General features: G+C 68.3%; 20 protein-coding genes. 12 read left to right on the top strand and 8 right to left on the bottom strand.

The window, feature by feature from the left end; translation table 11 throughout:
• Positions 1-58: 58 nt before the first annotated feature.
• Complete coding sequence (locus tag CP976_RS00085) at positions 59-835, top strand: hypothetical protein (RefSeq protein WP_150478423.1); 777 nt, start codon at positions 59-61, stop codon at positions 833-835.
• A gap of 418 nt (positions 836-1,253) precedes the next feature.
• On the opposite strand, the gene CP976_RS44430 is transcribed toward CP976_RS00085, so the two are convergent.
• From CP976_RS44430 to CP976_RS00075, 5 genes are all read right to left on the bottom strand, one after another.
• Positions 1,254-1,595, bottom strand: a complete 342-nt coding sequence (locus CP976_RS44430; protein ID WP_308430098.1) for a DNA ligase-like domain-containing protein — start codon at positions 1,593-1,595, stop codon at positions 1,254-1,256.
• Between the two features lie 27 nt (positions 1,596-1,622).
• Positions 1,623-1,778, bottom strand: a complete 156-nt coding sequence (locus CP976_RS43390) for a DNA ligase-like domain-containing protein (protein WP_167537240.1) — start codon at positions 1,776-1,778, stop codon at positions 1,623-1,625.
• A gap of 71 nt (positions 1,779-1,849) precedes the next feature.
• Positions 1,850-2,014: a DUF6207 family protein gene (locus tag CP976_RS43385; protein WP_229876510.1), complete on the bottom strand. Its 165-nt coding sequence runs from the start codon at positions 2,012-2,014 to the stop codon at positions 1,850-1,852.
• A 56-nt stretch (positions 2,015-2,070) separates the two neighbouring features.
• Positions 2,071-3,189, bottom strand: a complete 1,119-nt coding sequence (locus CP976_RS00080) for a fatty acid desaturase family protein (RefSeq protein ID WP_150478422.1) — start codon at positions 3,187-3,189, stop codon at positions 2,071-2,073.
• 7 nt (positions 3,190-3,196) lie between these two features.
• Positions 3,197-4,252: a ferredoxin reductase gene (locus tag CP976_RS00075; protein WP_150478421.1), complete on the bottom strand. Its 1,056-nt coding sequence runs from the start codon at positions 4,250-4,252 to the stop codon at positions 3,197-3,199.
• 86 nt (positions 4,253-4,338) lie between these two features.
• On the opposite strand from CP976_RS00075, the gene CP976_RS00070 reads away from it, so the two are divergent.
• The 8 genes from CP976_RS00070 (at position 4,339) to CP976_RS00035 (ending at position 11,199) form a co-directional block, all read left to right on the top strand.
• Positions 4,339-5,478, top strand: a complete 1,140-nt coding sequence (locus CP976_RS00070; protein ID WP_150478420.1) for a PucR family transcriptional regulator — start codon at positions 4,339-4,341, stop codon at positions 5,476-5,478.
• Positions 5,479-5,967: 489 nt separating this feature from the next.
• Complete coding sequence (locus CP976_RS00065; RefSeq protein ID WP_150478419.1) at positions 5,968-6,579, top strand: type 2 periplasmic-binding domain-containing protein; 612 nt, start codon at positions 5,968-5,970, stop codon at positions 6,577-6,579.
• 1 nt (position 6,580) lies between these two features.
• Positions 6,581-7,306 (top strand): cupin domain-containing protein, encoded by a 726-nt coding sequence (locus tag CP976_RS00060; RefSeq protein WP_150478418.1) that lies wholly within the window; start codon positions 6,581-6,583, stop codon positions 7,304-7,306.
• A 5-nt stretch (positions 7,307-7,311) separates the two neighbouring features.
• Complete coding sequence (locus CP976_RS00055) at positions 7,312-8,070, top strand: SDR family oxidoreductase (RefSeq protein WP_167537239.1); 759 nt, start codon at positions 7,312-7,314, stop codon at positions 8,068-8,070.
• A gap of 119 nt (positions 8,071-8,189) precedes the next feature.
• On the top strand, positions 8,190-9,401 hold the full coding sequence (locus CP976_RS00050) for an MFS transporter (protein WP_229876455.1): 1,212 nt from the start codon (positions 8,190-8,192) through the stop codon (positions 9,399-9,401).
• A complete protein-coding gene (locus CP976_RS00045) occupies positions 9,398-10,588 on the top strand; it encodes an aminotransferase class I/II-fold pyridoxal phosphate-dependent enzyme (protein WP_150478415.1) in 1,191 nt (396 codons plus the stop codon). Before CP976_RS00050 ends, CP976_RS00045 begins: the two co-directional genes overlap by 4 nt.
• Positions 10,589-10,615: 27 nt before the next feature.
• The gene (locus CP976_RS00040) at positions 10,616-10,909 is read left to right on the top strand and encodes a chorismate mutase (protein ID WP_150485143.1); all 294 of its coding nucleotides are present in this window, start codon (positions 10,616-10,618) and stop codon (positions 10,907-10,909) included.
• Positions 10,906-11,199, top strand: a complete 294-nt coding sequence (locus CP976_RS00035; protein ID WP_150478414.1) for a Dabb family protein — start codon at positions 10,906-10,908, stop codon at positions 11,197-11,199. Before CP976_RS00040 ends, CP976_RS00035 begins: the two co-directional genes overlap by 4 nt.
• Before the next feature lie 51 nt (positions 11,200-11,250).
• Here the strand turns inward: CP976_RS00035 and CP976_RS00030 are convergent, their stop codons facing one another.
• The gene (locus CP976_RS00030; protein ID WP_229876453.1) at positions 11,251-12,048 is read right to left on the bottom strand and encodes an IS630 family transposase; all 798 of its coding nucleotides are present in this window, start codon (positions 12,046-12,048) and stop codon (positions 11,251-11,253) included.
• Between the two features lie 77 nt (positions 12,049-12,125).
• Entirely contained in the window at positions 12,126-12,266 is a 141-nt protein-coding gene (locus CP976_RS42690) for a hypothetical protein (protein ID WP_167537238.1), read from the bottom strand.
• A gap of 479 nt (positions 12,267-12,745) precedes the next feature.
• On the opposite strand from CP976_RS42690, the gene CP976_RS00025 reads away from it, so the two are divergent.
• From CP976_RS00025 to CP976_RS00010, 3 genes are all read left to right on the top strand, one after another.
• On the top strand, positions 12,746-14,167 hold the full coding sequence (locus tag CP976_RS00025; RefSeq protein WP_150478413.1) for a serine/threonine protein kinase: 1,422 nt from the start codon (positions 12,746-12,748) through the stop codon (positions 14,165-14,167).
• Entirely contained in the window at positions 14,164-14,727 is a 564-nt protein-coding gene (locus CP976_RS00020; protein WP_150478412.1) for a hypothetical protein, read from the top strand. Before CP976_RS00025 ends, CP976_RS00020 begins: the two co-directional genes overlap by 4 nt.
• A gap of 1,715 nt (positions 14,728-16,442) precedes the next feature.
• Positions 16,443-17,102 (top strand): hypothetical protein, encoded by a 660-nt coding sequence (locus tag CP976_RS00010; RefSeq protein ID WP_150478411.1) that lies wholly within the window; start codon positions 16,443-16,445, stop codon positions 17,100-17,102.
• A gap of 75 nt (positions 17,103-17,177) precedes the next feature.
• On the opposite strand, the gene CP976_RS00005 is transcribed toward CP976_RS00010, so the two are convergent.
• Positions 17,178-17,435 (bottom strand): hypothetical protein, encoded by a 258-nt coding sequence (locus CP976_RS00005; protein WP_150478410.1) that lies wholly within the window; start codon positions 17,433-17,435, stop codon positions 17,178-17,180.
• Positions 17,436-17,730: the final 295 nt, after the last annotated feature.

The following is a 17,730-nucleotide window of genomic DNA, read 5'->3' as shown; positions in this document are numbered from 1 at the left end:
CCACCCTCGCTCGGGTCATGGACCAGGCACTGGCCGACATGGGGTACAAGGGAAGTTAGTGGCAGCTGACGAGACGGGCAGCGCGGTGGTCACGAGGCGGGCGAACCGTCTCGTGACCACCGGCTGCCTGACCATCCTGATCGCGCTGATCACCGTTCTCGGCGTCCTCGTCTCCTGGTTGTGGTATCGCCACTGGCACGACGGGAACGTCAACGGTGAGCGCAGGGACAGGGCGTTCGCATCGATCCTGAAGCAGGCCCGTGCCACGGCGGACGACACGGCCCGCGCACTCGACACGAGCGGCGCCACCGGCACCGACGCCCTCATCGGCGTGATCTGGCGGCACACAGAAGCTCCCGTGATCGCCTATGACGCGTCCCGTCGCGAGTTCACCGCCACGGCCGCGAGATCCACCCGGTACGACCAAGAGGTTGTGCTCCCCGGTGGCGGGTCCGTACAAGTGACCCGGTGTTTCGTCGTCACCTACACCCACCGCCCCGGTCAGGCGTGGACGTCGCGGGTTTCCGAGCGGGACGACGACGTGTGTCGTCCGGGCACCGCGATCGGCGGTCTGGTACGCCTCGCGCGGACGCGCATCTCCAGCATGTATGCCGAGGACCTGACGCGAGCCGGAGTGCAGAAGGCCCTGGATCCCACGGGACGGCTGCGTTCCTACGACGTCAAGAGCGCGGTGCGCAGGGCAGACACGGTGACCGTCTCCATCCTGCTCTCCAGCCCGGGCACAACGGTCGGTCAGTGCTACCGCTTCACCCGGCACGTCCCCGGCGGCGCCGGCCAGGGCTCCGCCACAGCGGTTCCGGTTTCTTCGTGCTGACCCTGCGGCCCTGACACCTGAACAACGAGGCGGGAGCGCGCCCCGGCGAGACTCTGAGCGCGGTCCCGCTCGCCGTACCGGCGATTCGGTTGTTTCCTTGACCGCCTTTCTCCACCTCGCCGCCGACTGGGGGAAGGGGCACTGGCCGCCCCGGGAGCCCGGCGACGCAGCCTGTTTCTCCACCGCCCGCTGGGAGGCGCCGAACAGGAACTGGTCAACGCTGTTCCGCATCCCGCATCCCGCATCCCGCATCGCGGTCAGCGGCCAGCCGCTCACCAGCACCAGCTACCACCCGGACGATGCCGGTGAAGCGCACCCGGTGCAGTGCCGCGGCCGACGTACTGCAGGCGGCCCGCCGGGCCGTAGCGGCCCAGCAGCAGCGTGCGGGGCGCGGTACGCGGCCCGGTGACCGCGCCGATCACGGCTTCAGTGGTGACCCGCACCTTGTACTTCCGCCACGACCGCACGCCCCGCGAGAGGAATCCACCAGCCGCTTGAAGCACAGCCCCTCCACCCCGGCCGCCGTCCACGCAAGCCACTCCTGTGCCAGGGCCGGGGCGGTCGTCGACGGGCACAGCACCCATGGCGCCGTCAGGCCGTGGTCCACGAACAGCTCTTCCAACGCCGCACGGCGTCGCGCGTACGGCCAGACAGTCAGATCGCCGCCTCGCTGGACCAGGTCGAAGGCCACGAAGTGCGCCGGCCACTCCCGCGCCGCCTGAGCGGCAGCTGCCCCGCGCCGGGCGAGCCGCTGCTGCAGCCGCTCGAACGCCAGCTTGTCCCGCTCTCACAGCACCAGCTCGCCGTCGATTCCGGTGTCCGCCGGCAGCTGCGCCAGGGCCGCCGCCCGGATCTCGGGGAACGAGGCCGTCATGTCCGTGCCGCGCCGTGAGCGCAGCAGCACCCGCCCGCCCGCGCACGGCGAGCTGAGCACGGTAGCCATCCCATTTCGCCTCACCCGCCTACCCCGCAGCAGCGCAGGGGCGGGCAGACCGAGTGCGCGCACGCACCCAACTACCAACCCGACCACGGCAGGTCAGCGCACCACAACACCTCGCCGCGCGCTGTGCGCTGAGCTCCTGGATGGCGCACGTCCAGGCAGCGCAGGCGGACACTGAGCTGCCCCGGATCCCGTGTCGTACGGTCCGACGTCGCGGTCGCCCACCGTCCGCAACGGATGTCACCGAACCCGGCAGTGCCGCCGGTACGGCCGAAAGATTAACCGATACCGGGAATCAGGCCGCGACGAGCTCCTGCTCGCGGTCCGGCGCCTTGACCTTGGGCTTCTTGTTCGGCAGCGAGAGCCGGAAGACCTTGCGCCACGCGGAGAACACCTGCTTGGGCAGCGGCCCGGTGACGTACTCCAGCTCGTACTTCTCGAACAGCGCGCGCACCTTCACCGCGACCTCGGCGTACCGGTTGCTCGGCAGGTCCGGGAACAGGTGGTGCTCGATCTGGTGCGACAGGTTGCCGGTCATGAAGTGCATGGCCTTGCTGCCGCTGATGTTCGCCGAGCCCATCATCTGGCGCAGGTACCACTGGCCGCGCGTCTCGCCCTTGATCGACCGGCGCTCGAAGACCTGTACGCCCTCGGGGAAGTGCCCGCACATGATCACCGAGTGGGTCCAGATGTTGCGGACCAGGTTCGCAGTGAACGTGGCGGCGAGCGTGGGGAGGAACGACGGGCCCGACAGCAGCGGATGGATCACGTAGTCCTTGAGCACCTGCTTGCGGATCTTGCGGCCGACGGCCTTGGCCCGCGCGCGGAACTCCGGGTTCTTGCGGCGGCGCTTGTTCAGGTTCTTGCCGAGCTCCAGGTCGTACGCTGCGATGCCGTACTCGAAGAAGCAGGCGTTGAGGAAGTTCCACAGCGGCTGGCCGAGGTGGAACGGGTGCCACTTCTGGTCCTCGTCGACGCGCATGATGCCGTAGCCGAGGTCGTTGTCCTTGCCGATCACGTTGGTGTACGTGTGGTGCAGCTCGTTGTGCGAGTGCTTCCACTGGTCGGCCGGCGAGACGTGATCCCATTCCCAGGTGGTGGAGTGAATCTTCGGGTCCCGCATCCAGTCCCACTGGCCGTGCAGGATGTTGTGGCCGATCTCCATGTTGTCCATGATCTTTGCGACGGACAGACCGGCGGTGCCGAGCAGCCACGCGGGCGGGAAGATCGAGAACAGCAGCACGCCTCTGCTGACCAGCTCGAGCTTGCGCTGCGCCGAGATGACCTTACGGATGTAGGCGGCGTCTTTCTCGCCGCGGTCGGCGATCACCTCGTCGCGGATCGCGTCCAGCTCGCGGCCGAGCTCCTCGATCTGTTCCGCGGTCAGATGGGCGGTGGGGTCGATGGCGGTCAAGGTGCTCCTACCGTTCGATGTCGCAGGGGCCCGCCGCGGCGGACACGCAGGTCTGGATGAGGACGCCGGGCTCGGCCTCGGTGATCTCGCCGGTGCGCAGGTCGCGGACGGCGCCCGCCTTGAGCGGCGTGACGCAGCCGAAGCAGATGCCCATGCGGCACCCGGAGGGCATGAGCACGCCGGCCTCCTCGCCGATGTCCAGCAACGGTGTGGCGCCGTCCGCGTCGACGGTCTTGCCGGTGGCGCTGAATGTGACCTCGCCGCCGTCGCCGGTGACGACGGTGCTGGGGCGGAAGCGTTCGGTGTGCAGGCGCTCTTGGACGCCGTGCCCGGCCCAGTGCTCTTCGGCGGCGTCGAGCAGGCCCGCGGGCCCGCAGGCCCAGGTCTCGCGCTCGGCCCAGTCGGGCACGAGTTCGTCGAGACGGGCGACGTCGAGCATGCCGTCTGTGTCGGTGTGCACCTCGGTGAGCCGCAGTTTCTTGTGCGCGACCAGGTCGTGCAGTTCGTTGCGGAAGATCACGTCTTGCGGCTGTGGCGCGCAGTGGACCATGACGACGTCGTCGAACTCGGTGTCGCGCAGCATGCCCATCACGGGCGTGATGCCGCTGCCGGCCGTCAGGTAGAGCACCTTGGCGGGCTTTGCCTGTGGCAGCACGAAGTCACCGGTCGGCTGGTCGAGCTGGATCAGCGTGCCCGGTTTCGCCCTGCGGACCAGGTGGTTGCTGACCTTGCCGTCCGGGATCGCCTTCACGGTGATCGTGACGCGGCCGTCCTGGCGGTTTGTCGGGGAGGTGAGGGAGTAGGCACGCCACAGGCGCACCCCGTCGACGTCGACCCCGATCCGCACGTACTGACCGGCTGTGTGGCCGCGCCAGCCCCGTCCCGGCCTGATCACGATGGTCGCGGCGTCATTCGTCTCGGGGTGCACGGCCTCGATGCGCCCACGCAGGTCAGCGCCCGCACGCAGCGGGCTGACCAGGTCGAGGTAGTCCGACGGCAGCAGGGGCGTCGTGACCATCTCGAGCAGTTTCCACGCCCTGCTGCGCAGGGCAGTACTCGTCATGACTCCAGCTTGCTGCGCCTCAAGGCGTAAAGTCCTGACCGCAGGACGTGAATCTGGTCGGCTGAATTGTCTGCAGGGAACAAAACGTGAGCCATGCAATCCGGAGGGCCAGCGAACTGGCCCTGGATGAGACGACGGTCACCGCACTTCGGGCCGCGCTGAAGACCACCGCCGACGAGGTCGTCCAGGCGATCATCGACGAGGTCCCTTCCTACGCCAACGCCCTTTCGGGCAGCATGGGCGGAACCATCCGCCGAGCCGTCCGCACCGCACTGGGGCACTACCTGGACCTCGCGAGCGGGAACGCCACAGGCGGCGACGCCGGTGACGCAGCCTACGAGCTGGGCCGCGGCGAGGTGCGCGACGGTCGCTCGATGGACGCCCTGCTCAGCGCATACCGCGTCGGCGCCCGCGTGGCCTGGCGATGCCTGGCAGCGGGTGCCGTACCCGCAGGTCTGCCCGCCGCCGAGGTCGCCAAGTTCGCCGAGCTGACCTTCGCCTACATCGACGAGCTCTCCGCCGCGAGCGCCGCGGGCCACGCCGACGAACTGGCCGCCCGGGGCAGGGCCCACGAGCGCCACCTGGAACACCTGGCCCGCGACCTCCTCGCCGGCGCGAGCCCGGACGTGCTGCTGGCCTCTGCTCAACGAGCCGGGTGGCAGCCTCCGGTTTCGCTGACCGCGGTCCTGCTGCCCGCCGACCAGGCCCGGCCTGCCTACCGCGCGCTCGACCCGAGCACCCTCGTCCTCGACGATCTGCCGGATGCCACCGGTGTGCTGCTCGTCCCCGATGCCGACCGATCACATCTCTTGCGGCAGCTGACCGACCGCACCGCCGTGGTCGGCCCGGCCCGGCCATGGACTCGTGCGTTCGCCTCGTACGCACGAGCCGTACGCGCGCGCTCCCTCTCCTCTGACATCCGCGACACCGAGGACCACCTGCCCGAGCTGGTGCTGAGCGCCGACGCGGACGCGTTCGCAGACCTGCGTGCCCGAGCCCTGGCACCGTTGCGGACCTTGCCTGTCGCGACCGCACAGCGACTGGAGGAGACGTTGCGGGCGTGGCTGCTGCACCAGGGCAGGCGGAACGAGGTGGCGGCGGCGTTGTTCGTCCATCCTCAGACAGTCCGGTACCGGATGTCGCAGCTGCGGGAGCTGTTTCCGGATCTCGCCTCGCCACACCGGGTCCTTGAACTGACGCTGGCGGTCGGTCTTCGGGTCAGCTGACGCGTACTTCGACCGTCCACAACCGCGTCCGCGAGCGGTCCAGGAATCGTGCCTCGTTCTCGGTGCCATCAGTGTGGGATACCCGGACAGGTGCCTTCACCGAGGCGCTGTAGATCGCTGGAAAGCGACTGCCAACCCGGAGCTTTCTGAGGTCCCTCTTTGGTCAACCACACATCTCGTGCCGGTCTGTGCGTCTGGTGAAAAACGGCGCGGATACACAGTACCGCCGACGGCGGTGAGTACCCGTGTGGTTCGGGGGCAAACAACCTAACTGTGCGTTTGTGTTGCGCAACCGGAGGCGCCAGGTCAGTGAAGTGAGATGGGTGCCTGTCACGTTGGGTGACAGGCGCGGCGGCAGGGGGGTGGGTGGCCGGAAAGAAGCGACGGCTTTTGACGGTCTCAGGAAGTAGACGGTTACCGTGTTGAACATCTGGTTGGGCACCGGCGATGTGAGCTGCGACTTCCCGTCGCCTGAAGGGGGAGTGGAGTATGGAAATACTCCGGATTCCGGATGTCGAAAGGCAAGAGCTGATCGCACGCATTCCCGACGACGAATCAGGTTCCTTACAACTGGGGACGCTGGGGCCAGCCGGGACCAGCAGTGAGTACGTGGCCCAGATGATGTCGCACTGTGTCGCGGACGGCGCGCGATTACGGATCGTTCTGGAGGACACGTACGAGCGATGCGTGGACGCGCTCACAGAAGGCCGGGTCGATCTGGTCCTGGTTGCGCACGCTTATCCCGGCATCAACGCCTTCTACATGCACCCCGGGTTGGAACCGGCGATCGTCTTCCGTGGGAGCACCCCGGAGTACGGCCTGGCCATCCGGGACGACTTCGTCTTCCGCGAGGAACTGCTCGAGAGTGAAACCGTCGTTTCGCACCCCGCGCCCATTCCGCTGGTGCGCTACCACCTCGGCCGGCCCCTGCAGATGGCCACCGCCGACTCCACGAGCCAGGCGGCCTGTGATGTGGCCGACGGCCGGTACAACGTCGCCATCACGAACGAGGAGGCGGCCCGGCAGCACCACCTGAAGTTCGTCTACAAGTTCTCGCGGATTCCGATGACATGGACTGTCTTCGCGAGGAGGAAGGACTGACATGACCACCCACGTACAGGAACGACGCTACTTCCCCGCCGCCGACGTGGCTCTCCACGATGACGGGGTGCGGGTGGAGTCCTACTGGCGCGACGACACGGAGGTGAGGGTTTCCGTCTTACCGCCCGGCGCCCGTGTCCCGGGCCGACCCATCGGGCAGGCGCAGGTCGCGATGGTCGTACAGGGCCGGATCTCCACGACGGTCGGGGAGGTCACCCGGCTGATGGAACCCGAGCGTCACGTCTGCGTGGCCCCTCCGGGCGTCAGCTTCTCGGCTGTGAACCCCACCGAGTCCGAAGCCGTCTTACTGGAGCTCCGACGCAGCAAGCCGGGCGAGATCTATCCCGCGCCGAGCGACTACTTCCTCGAGCCCTTCGAATCGCGCAAGTTCGTCGGGATGGACGTCACCTTCTTCGTCGCCGACTGGATCGAGCTGATGATCGCGGACATCCCGGGCGGCGGCGAGATGCCCTATCACCGGCATTCCCACGAACAGATAGGGGTGTGCCTGGAAGGGCGCTACGACATGACGGTCGAGGAATCCAGCCACGAGCTGCGGTTCGGCGGCACGTACTTCTGTGCGAGCCAGGAGGGACACGGCGCCGTGAATCCTCACGCCGACGTGGCGCGCTCGGTCAACATTTTCATCCCGCCTCGCTACCATCGGGTTCCCGGACAGAAAACCAGGCGGAAAAACGAACAGGACACCGATCGGGAAACCCAGTGACACGTGTGGCGCTCGTTCTGGGGGCCAGCCAGGGCATCGGGCGGGCCACCGCGTTGCACCTGAACGCGAAAGGATATGTGACGGTCCTGTGTGCCCGCAGTCGCACGGCGCTGGAGGAGGTCGTCGAGGAGGCGGGCGCCGAAAAGACGGCCCACGTGATTTCCGGTGACGTCACCGAGCCGTCCTTCTGCGAGGAACTGGCGGGCGAGGTGGACCGTCGGTTCGGCAGGATCGACGTGCTCGTCAACAATGCGCCCGGCCCGTCACCAGGATCCCTCGACGACATCAGAGCCGACGACGTGAGGGCCGCGATGCAGCAGAAATTGGTGCCGTATCTGGCAACCGTCAAAACCGCTGCGCCGGTCATGATCCGAAACGGCTTCGGGCGGATCGTCAACATCGTCGGCAACGCCGGGAAGGAGCCCGCCCACGGCCTGTTCCTCTCCGGTCTGGTCAACGCGGCCGTCGCCAATGCCAGCAAGTATCTGGCGAGCTGGTACGCACCGCACGCCGTTACGGTGAACTGCGTCCACCCCGGCACCGTCCGGACGCGGCGGTACGACCGGGCCATGGACCACCTGGTCCGGACCGCTGGTATCCCGCGGGCGGACGCGGAGGACCGGATGAGACAGCCGATCCCCATGGACCGCCCCGGCGAGGCACACGAGGTCGCCGCCGTCATCGGGTTCCTGGCTTCGGACGAGGCGTCCTACCTGACCGGGCAGCAGATCTCGGTCGACGGCGGGCAGTTGACGTGCCTGTGAGAGCGGACCCGATCCGCTGAACAGCCGCATCGGCGTGGGAAGGGCTTGCTGGAGTGTCGCACCAACAAGGCAGCGGAGGGAACCCGCCCGGCTTCCCCCTGCTGACGGTCTCAGGACTGATGGCGGGAATCTTTGCGGTCGGCTCGGAGGAACTGGTCGTCTCACCGCTGCTGATGCGCATGGCCACGTCGTTCGACACGACGGTCGGCGTCATGGCGCTGTCAGTGAGTGTCTACGGTGCCGCGACGGCGGTCGGCGCGCTGCTCTTCGCGCCCCTCGGCGACCGGGTGTCGCGCCGGCTCAGCCTGGCGATCGGGATGGCGGTGTTCATCCTGGGCACGGTGCTCTGCGCGTTTGCCACGGGGACGGGCGTGTTCTTCGCGGGCAGGGCGCTGGCCGGCCTGGCGGCGGGTGCTTTCGTGCCCACTGCCTACGCCTTCGTCGGTGACCAGATCCCCTACGAGCACCGCGCCAAGGCCATGGGCATCCTTGTGTCGAGCTGGTCGCTCGCGCTGGTGCTGGGCGTGCCGATAGGGGCCTTCGTCGGGCAGTGGGCGGGCTGGCGGTGGACCTTCGGCCTGTTGTCACTGCTTGGTGTCCTCGTCCTGTCGGTGATGCCCCGTATGGGCGGCGGTCGGCGGCCCGGCACCGGAGGTCACACCGTGCCGGAGGAGAGCCCCGAGCCGTCGGTGGGATGGGCCCGGTCGGTGACCCGGGCCTTCCTGGCGCCGAGAGTGCCGGCGTACGTGCTGGCAACGTTCCTGGTGATGCTCGGCTGGTACGGCTTGTACACGTTTCTCGGCACCGCCCTGGAGTACCGGTACGGCTCCAGCAGCTCCCTGACCGGCGTCATGATCCTTCTCTACGGACTGGGGTTCGCCTCGAGCTTCGTCACGGGCAGGTTCGCCGACCAGTGGGGCAAGGAGCGCGTCCTGACCTTCTCGCTGGCGGGGCTGGTGCCGGCGCTGGTGGGTGTGCCGCTGCTCATCCACTGGACGGCACCACTGGCGGTGTGCCTCTTCGGCTGGGGCATTCTGCAGAGTCTGGTCGTCACCCTGCTCAGCACGCTGCTCAGCGAAAGCTCACAGCGCCACCGAGGAACCATCCTGGCCTTCTACAGCCTCGCGACCAATGTCGCAGTGGCCGCGGGGGCCGCCGCGCTCGCCCCCTTGTTCACGGCGCACGGCTTCCTCGCCGTGGGGTGCGCCTGCGCCGGCATCACAGCCGTCGCCGCCGGCCTGAGCGGTTGGGCGTCCAACGCGGCAACAAGCAGCCCCGAGCCTGCGGCGGTGTCCCGGGCGAAGGGAGGAAGCGAAGGGGAGGACACGTGAGGACCAAGTGGGCAAACCGGCTCCGAAGCCTGCCGAGGAGTTCGTTCGCGACGACCGGAGCCAGGGTCGACGACCTGGTCAGATCGGGCGAGGACGTCATCAACCTGTGCCAGGGCAATCCCGACCTGCCCACGCCACAGCACATTGTCGAGGCGCTCCGCACGGAAGTGCTCGACCCCGTCACCCACCGCTACCCGGCCTTCTCCGGGCTGCTCGAACTCAAGGACGCCATCAGCGCCTGGTACGCGACGCGGCACGGCGTGCGGTTGGATCCGGAGACCGAGGTGGCGATCCTGTTCGGCGCGAAGGCCGGCCTCGTCGAGATCAGCCAGTGCATCCTCAACCCAGGCGACGTGTGCCTGATGCCCGATCCCGCCTTCCCCGACTACTGGGCGGGCGTGCTCCTCGCCCAGGCCCGCATGCATCCCCTCCCACTCCTGCGGGAAAACGGCTTCCTGCCCGACTACGCCGCCCTCGACCCGGCCACGTGCGAACGGGCCAAGCTGATGTTCCTCAACTATCCCAACAATCCGACCTCGGTAACGGTCCCACACGGGTTCTACGAAGACACCGTCCGCTTCGCCGCCGAGCACGGCGTGATCGTGGCATCCGACTTCGCCTACGGGGCGTTGGACATCGGCGGGCAGACCCCCGTCTCCTTTCTGGAGACGGCCGGCGCCAAGGATGTGGGCGTCGAGTTCATCTCCCTGTCGAAGACCTACAACATGGCCGGCTGGCGGATCGGTGCCGTGGTCGGACACCGAGACGTCATCGCCGCGATCAATCTCCTCCAGGAGCACTACTACGTCTCGCTCCCCCCGTTCATCCAGCGGGCGGCGGTCGCGGCCCTGACCGGACCCCAGGACAGTGTCCGGCGCCTGGTGAAGACGTACGAACGGCGCCGGAACGTTTTCCTGGACGGACTCCAAGGCTCCGAATGGTCCGTCGACCCACCCCGCTCGATCTTCGCCTGGTTGCCGGTACCACCCGGCAGCGGGGGATCCGTCGCCTTCGCCGACGAGCTGCTGTCCCGCGCCCACCTGGCGGTGGCACCCGGCCGCTGGTTCGGCGAGCACGGCGAAGGATACGTCCGCGTGAGCCTGCTCGCCCCGGAGGAACGGCTCCGCGAGGCGGCCCGGCGACTGACCGACTTCCCGGCCTGTACACCCATGACACCGAGCAAGTGAACCGAAAGGAGCCCCATCGTGACCGAGATGGTCGACAGCACCTCCCGCATCCGACAGGAGCGCGACGCGATCGATGCGCTCGACGCACACATCATCGAACTGCTCACCCAGCGCGCCCGGGTGTCCTCGGGCATCCAGAAGCTCCGCACCGATGCCGGTGGCCCGCGCACGGTGTTCACCCGGGAGATGGAGATTCTCGCCCGCTACCGCGACGGCCTCGGCGAGTGCGGGACACAGATCGCGATGAGCGTCCTCAAACTGTGCCGGGGCGCCGGCACGTTACAGCCCGCCGCCGCGCAATCTGGAGGGGCCGCGTCGTGATACGGCACGTCGTCCTGTTCAAGTTCAAATCCGGGGTGGACTGGGCCGACCCGCGGGCCATGGGAGCGGAACGCACCGCCGCCCAGGTGGGAGGCGAGGTGCCGGACCTGCGCGAATGGCGCTACGGGCGCAACGTGTCCACCCGGGACATCGCCTACGACTTCCTGGTCGAAGGACTCCTGGACGACATGGAGGCGGTCGACCGCTATCTCGTCCACCCCTTCCACCAGCAGGCGATCCGCCAGTGGAAGGAAATCAGCGACTGGGTCGTGGTCGACGTCGAGGAGTGAGGTCCCTCTCCGCGCTCGCACCACAGCGTCTGGCCGGCTCCAAACCTATGACTACGTCGCTTCGCTCCGGTCACTCCAAGAGAGTGCCTGACGGGTTGTCACCTGCGGATGCAGGGAGGCGCCAATGCGCTCACCGGCACCGCGGGCGGCTGGGAGCACCCAGCAGCCGACGCCGGCGATGCCGTCGTCGCAGTCCATACCGCCCAGCGCGATCCAGCCAAGCGCCTCGCCGCCGTCACGGGTGATCGTCCAGTGGCCGCCCTTCCTGCGTTCCCAGTCCTGGTGAGCCGGTTCGGAGATGCGTGAGCAGTAGCGGCAGATGCGGTCGAGGATCTGATCGGCGGTCTTGGTCCATGTGAAGGGCCTGGCCTGGTCGTTCCAGACCTTGATCCGGTCCTCGAGTGCGGACTTGAGGTCGTCCAGTGAGCAGAACACTCCTCGCTCCAGGCAGCGCCGTTCCAGCTCGGCGAACCACCGCTCGACCTGGTTGATCCACGACGAGTAGGTGGGGGTGAAGTGCAGGTGGAAGCGGGGATGCGCGAGCAGCCACGTGTGCACCACCGGCGCCTTGTGGGCGGAGAGGTTGTCGCAGATCACGTGGACCGCCAGGCCGGGCTCGGTCTGGCGGTCGATCTCGTCGAGGAAGTCCCGGAAGTCCACGGCGCGGTGCTGTGCGGACAGCTTCGCGATCACCTTGCCCGTCGCGGTGCCCAGGGCGGCGAACAGATCGACCGTGCCGTGCCGGACGTAGTCGAAGCTGCGCCGCTCGGGCACTGCGGGCAGCATCGGCAGCGCCGGTGCGGTCCGTTCCAGAGCCTGGATCTGCGGCTTCTCGTCCACCGCGAACATCGACGACATTCGTCGCCTGAGGGGGCTCTTCGGCGCCGCGTCTCCTGGCCCTCGGCTTTCGCCAACTGTCGCACCTTCTACTGGTAGGTGTCGTGGTAGCGGGAGGGGTCCCACGGGCCGCTGAGAGGGTCGATCAGCTCGAGCGCCACGTCCAGCTCCTTACCCTTGCCCGTGCGGCCCGCCCGCCTCGCCTTGCTGGACGACCCCGGTAGTGACATCGCCGGGCGCATCCCTGTGTAGCGCCTGCCAGGGAACCTGGTGGCGGTCAGGGGATAGCGGCGGCGGGCACGTCGGCCGGAGCGACGTACTCCGTCCATCTGACTGCCGTGTGGAAGTGAGAGGCCCGTGTCGCTCAGCCGCCACTTCACAGCGTCATCGCCAGCCCGGACGACGTCGCCGCTGTGGCGTTGAGGCTGGTGTGTCACTTCTATGCCGGATTACGGCACGAGGTTGGCATCAGTGGCGGTGTGTCAGATTGGTGTTCATCCACCTGCGCGAACCGCACCACGGTCCTCCGTGGGCCGCGTCCTCGCCCGTAGCGCTGTCCCACCCGGTGCTCGCCGTCCGGCCCGACGGTCGGTCAGGCGGGCCACCACCCATTGTTGTGCAAGCGGCGGATGGACGGGTACCTGCGTTCGGCGGCCCGTCGACGACGGGCGTCCGAGCGGTGCGAGTGCGCGGAGTGGGGAGATCGAAGGTGGGATTGCGCGAGGTGCGGGGCGTCCGGGCCTTTCAAGGCTGCACCCGGGTTCTGGCGGGCCGCTACCGTCTGGATGCGCTGATCGGTTCGGGTGGCGCCGCTGACGTACACCGCGGATTCGACCTGCGGCTGCGGCGGCCGGTTGCTGTGAAGGTCTTCCGCGCCGGTACCGGCTTCGACACGGAGGATGCTTTCCGCAGCGAGGCTGTGATCCTGGCGCGCTTGCAGCATCCGGGACTGGTGACCGCCTTCGACGCCGGGCACCATGACGGCGATGCCTTCCTGGTCATGCAGCTGATCGACGGGCCCACCCTGAAATCTCGCATCGCCGAGGCTCCCCTGTCGTGCGAGGCTGCTGCAGCGCTCGGCGCGGCATTGGCCGATGCCCTGGCTCACGCCCACGAGGCGGGGATCGTCCACCGGGATGTCAAACCGTCCAACATCCTCCTGGACTCCTCCGGCTATCCCCATTTGACGGACTTCGGCATTTCCCGGCTGCTGGATGCGACCACCCGCACTGCCACAGGCACCCTGACCGGCACGGCGGCCTATCTCTCTCCTGAACAGGTCTTGGGCCGCTCCGTCGGCCGGCCCGCTGACATCTATGCCCTCGGCTTGGTCCTCCTCGAGAGCCTCACCGGTCGACTTGAGTACGACGGCGGTCCCCTCGAGTCCGCCATAGCGCGCCTGCACCGCCGGCCGGCCCTCCCGGACTTCCTGTCCGACGGTTTTGCCACCCTCCTGCGGGACATGACGAGTCTGGAAGAACAAGATCGCCCCACGGCGCGCCACTGCGCTCAAGTCCTGACCCGTCTCGCCGGAACGAACACGGCAAACCCTGCCGTGCCCGGTGCCCGGCCCGCGCTCAGCGTCACACCGCCCGCAGCCGAGGACCAGGCCGACACCACACACCGGAGCTCGTCCCCCGCCGCGAAAGCGCCCTGGAGTCCGAGCGCCTCAACAGGTCTCCATGAGGAAGGGAGTCGGTCCGGGACCGTCCGCGGCCGCCTCCGAACGCGTGGGGCGGCAGCTGCCCTCGCCGCGCTCGTCGCCGCAGGCCTGATCGTCACCGACGGCCTCTCACATCCCGACGCCGCAGACAAGGCAGGGCCAGAAGCGGCCCCATCCGCCCCTGATCAGGCCGCCCCTTCCATCCCTTCGGACACCCCGGCTCACAACGATGACGCGCCCTCCGCATCGGCCGCCCCGCCCGCGCACGGCCCCTCCGCGCCCGCTCAGCCCATGAGCGAGCCACTCCCAACACGCACACGGCCCGCCACCCACCCCGCCTCGACGCCCAACACTTCTGAGCAGGCAACGCCCGTCACAGCAGGGAAGAGCAGGGCGAAGGCTCCGACCGGACCGCCGGGTCAAGCGCGGAAGAACCAGATGGGCAAGAAGGCACCACTCGCCAAGTGAGGAGCAGGAAGCGCCGAGATGGCGGTCGTACCAGCATCCACCTCCTCGCCGAAACCCGCCGACACCTCGCCCTGGTCCAACCCGGCCGCCGCCGCGAACCCGGCCTGGACAACCGGATCGTGAACGAAGCGCTCGCCGCGCACTGCACCGACATCACCGAGGCCCGCACCGAGCGCGGCGAGGAACCCGGCTACCGCTTCTACATCGCACGCTGGGCACCCGCCGGCCCGCCGCCATCCCGGACACCGGCCGCCGCGCCATGCTGGGACCGGAAGCCGGCCGCCGACCCGGCCGCGCCTTTCCTGCCGATGGAGCCGGGGGAGTGGGTCCCGCGCGTGCCGCTGCGCCACGACCGCGCCGTCATCGCCACACGCGTCCTCACCGGCCGGCTACGCACCGCGCGCCGCACCGGCCGCCCCCTCTGTACGGCCCGGCCGCGCACCAACCGACCGCGCCGCACAAGCGGCTGCTCCTCTTCGCCCAGGAACAGCCGCCCACGGCGGCGCGCCCGGCGGCCGACCTCGCGGCCCTGCGCACCGACCTGGAGGCCCTGGAGCTGACCGCCGACCAGATCCGCCGGTCAGGCACGGCGCCACCGTCGGAGACGAGGCGCGCCGACGGGTGCGCAAGCCTGCGCACCCGAACCCGGAGCCTGCGCACCAGGACCCGGGTGGCGTGCCGCGCGCGCACCAACCAGACGAGCAGAGGACGCACCGCCCGCACCAGCCCCGCACCGGCCAGGGCCCCGGCGCGCCCGGATGATCGGTCGCGTGGCCCAGGAGAAACGCACGTTGGTCCAGGGGTTTTGCAGCCCAGTTATGCAGGCGCCGGGGTTGTCACGAGTCTGAGGAAGGGGGCTGCACCACCGGTCAAGGGGCGACTGACAGCCTGCATCCGAGCATTCGTTACGTCTGCGTGAGTGCCCCGTACCACGTACTCACGATACGACCGGAGCCTTGGGTGTGGTGCAGTCGATGTGCCCCTCCGTATCGCCGAGTAAGAGAGTGCTGCTGAATCCACCACCCTGTCAGTGAGTCTGCGGCACGATGACTCGATGACAGACGGTTGGGGGACGGTCACTGCATCTGTGGTGACCATCATTGGAACGATCGTGGTGGGCGTCCTTGCGTACCGAGCCGGACGTGCCCAAGTGAGTGATCAAGCACGAGTGGAACACGGTCAGTGGCTGCGCGGTCAACGCCAGGACGCGTACGTGACGTTCCTGACAGCGTGGGATCAAGTCGTGAAGTCGCTCAAAGACGAGGTGAAGGCCATTGGGGAGAGCCAGCAGGCGACATCAACCACCGAACGTGAACGCCTTATGGAGGCTGCTGGAGAACGTGTTCTGTATGCCCCCGCACCAGTCCGCGGACCAGCGGAGCAGGTGCTGCTGCTCGGCCCAGACAACGTTGCTGACGCCGCAGGCCGCATGGTGGATCACCTCGATGGAATGCAAACCGCAGCCTTGAACCGAATCCTAGGTGCGTCCGAACCGACGTCGACGGCGTTCCACGGGGCTCAGCAGGTGGCACTGAGGCATCGACGGGAGTTTCTTACCCTAGTGAGGGCTGTGCTGCGTACTCCGCCGGCTCCGCACTAGAGGACAACTGGATCGGCTGTTCAAGATGCGCCAACTGCCGATCTCGGACGGCTGAAGTGTGAGACTCGCGTACGCGCTCGAGGCGTATCCGTGAGCCAGGTGCCGATGCGCGCAAGGTTGATGCTGGCTGCGATGAACCGATGCTGCAGGTGTGTCAATTGGCCGGCCGCGCCCGCACCGCCCCGGCCTGTGGGAGACGAGGTGACCGCACGCGCACAGCCCCGGCGCCAACACAGTGCACGGCCTACGGATCCGCAGGGCTTACCCCAGGTACGACTGGCGCACCGCCCCGGACGGGCTGGCCACGCGCCGCCAACTGCGTGCCCAGCAACTGCGCCCCGGGCAAGAGCCGTCGCGATCCTGCGCTGCAAGGCCCGCGCGACTTTCCCGCAGCGCGCCTGCACCCGGCTGGGGTACCTGTACCGCATCGACCTCGCCCTGCCCGTACGGCCGACGACGCTCGCCAAGGAGGCCGCGCTTGACAAAGCCATGGCCGCGCGCCAGGTGCGCACCGTTACCGGGATACGCCGCGCGCGTCCGCTCCAGGTGCTCGGTGCGCATCGTCTTCAGGTGTCGATGGTGTCTTCGCCTTCCTGCTGAAGGACGTTCTCGGTGAACCGGATCACTTGCCGCCACGAGGATCGCCGTCAGTATCAGGTCGATACTCTGACCGGCATGAGTGACGGTATCGCGTGGATAGGCGAACACCACCACACCTCTCCATCGGCCGTGCCCGGCATGCTCGGCGGCATCTCGCTGACTCTGGCCCGAGGCGTGGAGACGGACGAGTTCCTCATCAACTTGGGCGCCGACCTCGACGAGTTGGCCGCGCGCACCCCGTGCAGGGAGCTGCGCGCACCGGCCGGGCAGCCGGGCCAGCCCTCCCCGCAGTTCAACCGCGCCATGTACGGCACGTGCGGTGAGTGGACGTACGTGCTGGAGGAGTGGGGGATGGCAACCTGGGCGACCGGCTACCAGGGCAAGGTCGAGTCGATGCTTCCCTGCGAGGGCGAGGAGATCCTCTGCCTGACCGCCAACCGTTTCAGCCCCCCGGCCGTGATCATCCATGCGCCCGAGGCCTGCGCGTTCCGGGCTGACTTCGGCACCGACACCGGGCAGGGCTCGGCCCTCGATGCCGCCCTCAGCGCCGCGGGCGCGGTGTTCCCGTCGATGCCTGAGGCCAGTGAGGCCGAAGTCGTCGCGTACTTCGAGGAGTATGGCGAGCGCCTGTCCGAGCTGGTGTTCGATGCCGTGGGTGCCTACACGGGGGTGGCCATCGACCAGGAGGTCGTGAAGGCCGGTGACCTTCCCGGCGTCCTCATCGCCCCGGCCTGACCGTCTGCCGCGCACATGAGACCGGCCCCCACCCTGATCGCAGGGTGGGGGCCACTGCCTTTGTGGCCAAGGGTGTTACTTCGCGGCCAGCTTGCAGATCACCGGCTGACCGCCACCGATGCCGTACTTGCACGTGCCGCCGTCATCCATCCGCGTGTCCAGCCAGTACGCATCCTTGTCCATGATCCGCATGTCCCGCATGAACGTCGCGAAGTGGTTGCCCATGGATTCCTGGTTGTGCATGCCGGAGATAGCCGACCGGCCGCACACCTCGCTGAACGTGGGGTCGGTGCCGTTCAGAGAGAACAGGTGGACCATGCTGCCGTGCTTCATGGCGTAGGTGCCAATACACGCCGCACCCGTGGGCGTGCTCCCGCCCGGGAGCAGGGCGGGTTCAGGCCGCCCTCAGCGGACGACATGCCGCCGCTGTTGTAGGAGGAGGCGAACGCGAACTCGTCACAGTTCAGCGCGTCGGCCGCGTCCACCAGGGCGGAGGCGTCCCCGTTAGCCGCGGCCCACCCGGTGGAGCAGACCCGGTTACGGCTACGGGTGTTCTGCGCACTGCCGCCCACGTAGTACAGGGGCTTTTGATCTGTGAGTGGGTGGTGGGGTTTCGGTGGGTGGGGCC

The sequence above is a fragment of the Streptomyces coeruleorubidus genome, assembly GCF_008705135.1.
Lineage (GTDB): Bacteria > Actinomycetota > Actinomycetes > Streptomycetales > Streptomycetaceae > Streptomyces > Streptomyces coeruleofuscus.
The sequence above is the reverse complement of the archived record's forward strand: the minus strand, read 5'-3'. Positions and strand labels throughout refer to the sequence as shown.

What these genes read in the sequence shown, in the direction of transcription:
- CP976_RS00005 (WP_150478410.1), bottom strand. Translation starts at nt 17,435, where the DNA reads ATGAAGCACGGCAGCATGGTCCACCTGTTCTCTCTGAACGGCACCGAC.
- CP976_RS00065 (WP_150478419.1), top strand. Translation starts at nt 5,968, where the DNA reads ATGGAAATACTCCGGATTCCGGATGTCGAAAGGCAAGAGCTGATCGCA.
- CP976_RS00010 (WP_150478411.1), top strand. Translation starts at nt 16,443, where the DNA reads ATGAGTGACGGTATCGCGTGGATAGGCGAACACCACCACACCTCTCCA.
- CP976_RS00030 (WP_229876453.1), bottom strand. Translation starts at nt 12,048, where the DNA reads ATGTTCGCGGTGGACGAGAAGCCGCAGATCCAGGCTCTGGAACGGACC.
- CP976_RS00060 (WP_150478418.1), top strand. Translation starts at nt 6,581, where the DNA reads ATGACCACCCACGTACAGGAACGACGCTACTTCCCCGCCGCCGACGTG.
- CP976_RS42690 (WP_167537238.1), bottom strand. Translation starts at nt 12,266, where the DNA reads ATGTCACTACCGGGGTCGTCCAGCAAGGCGAGGCGGGCGGGCCGCACG.
- CP976_RS00050 (WP_229876455.1), top strand. Translation starts at nt 8,190, where the DNA reads ATGGCGGGAATCTTTGCGGTCGGCTCGGAGGAACTGGTCGTCTCACCG.
- CP976_RS00040 (WP_150485143.1), top strand. Translation starts at nt 10,616, where the DNA reads ATGGTCGACAGCACCTCCCGCATCCGACAGGAGCGCGACGCGATCGAT.
- CP976_RS43390 (WP_167537240.1), bottom strand. Translation starts at nt 1,778, where the DNA reads ATGGCTACCGTGCTCAGCTCGCCGTGCGCGGGCGGGCGGGTGCTGCTG.
- CP976_RS00075 (WP_150478421.1), bottom strand. Translation starts at nt 4,252, where the DNA reads ATGACGAGTACTGCCCTGCGCAGCAGGGCGTGGAAACTGCTCGAGATG.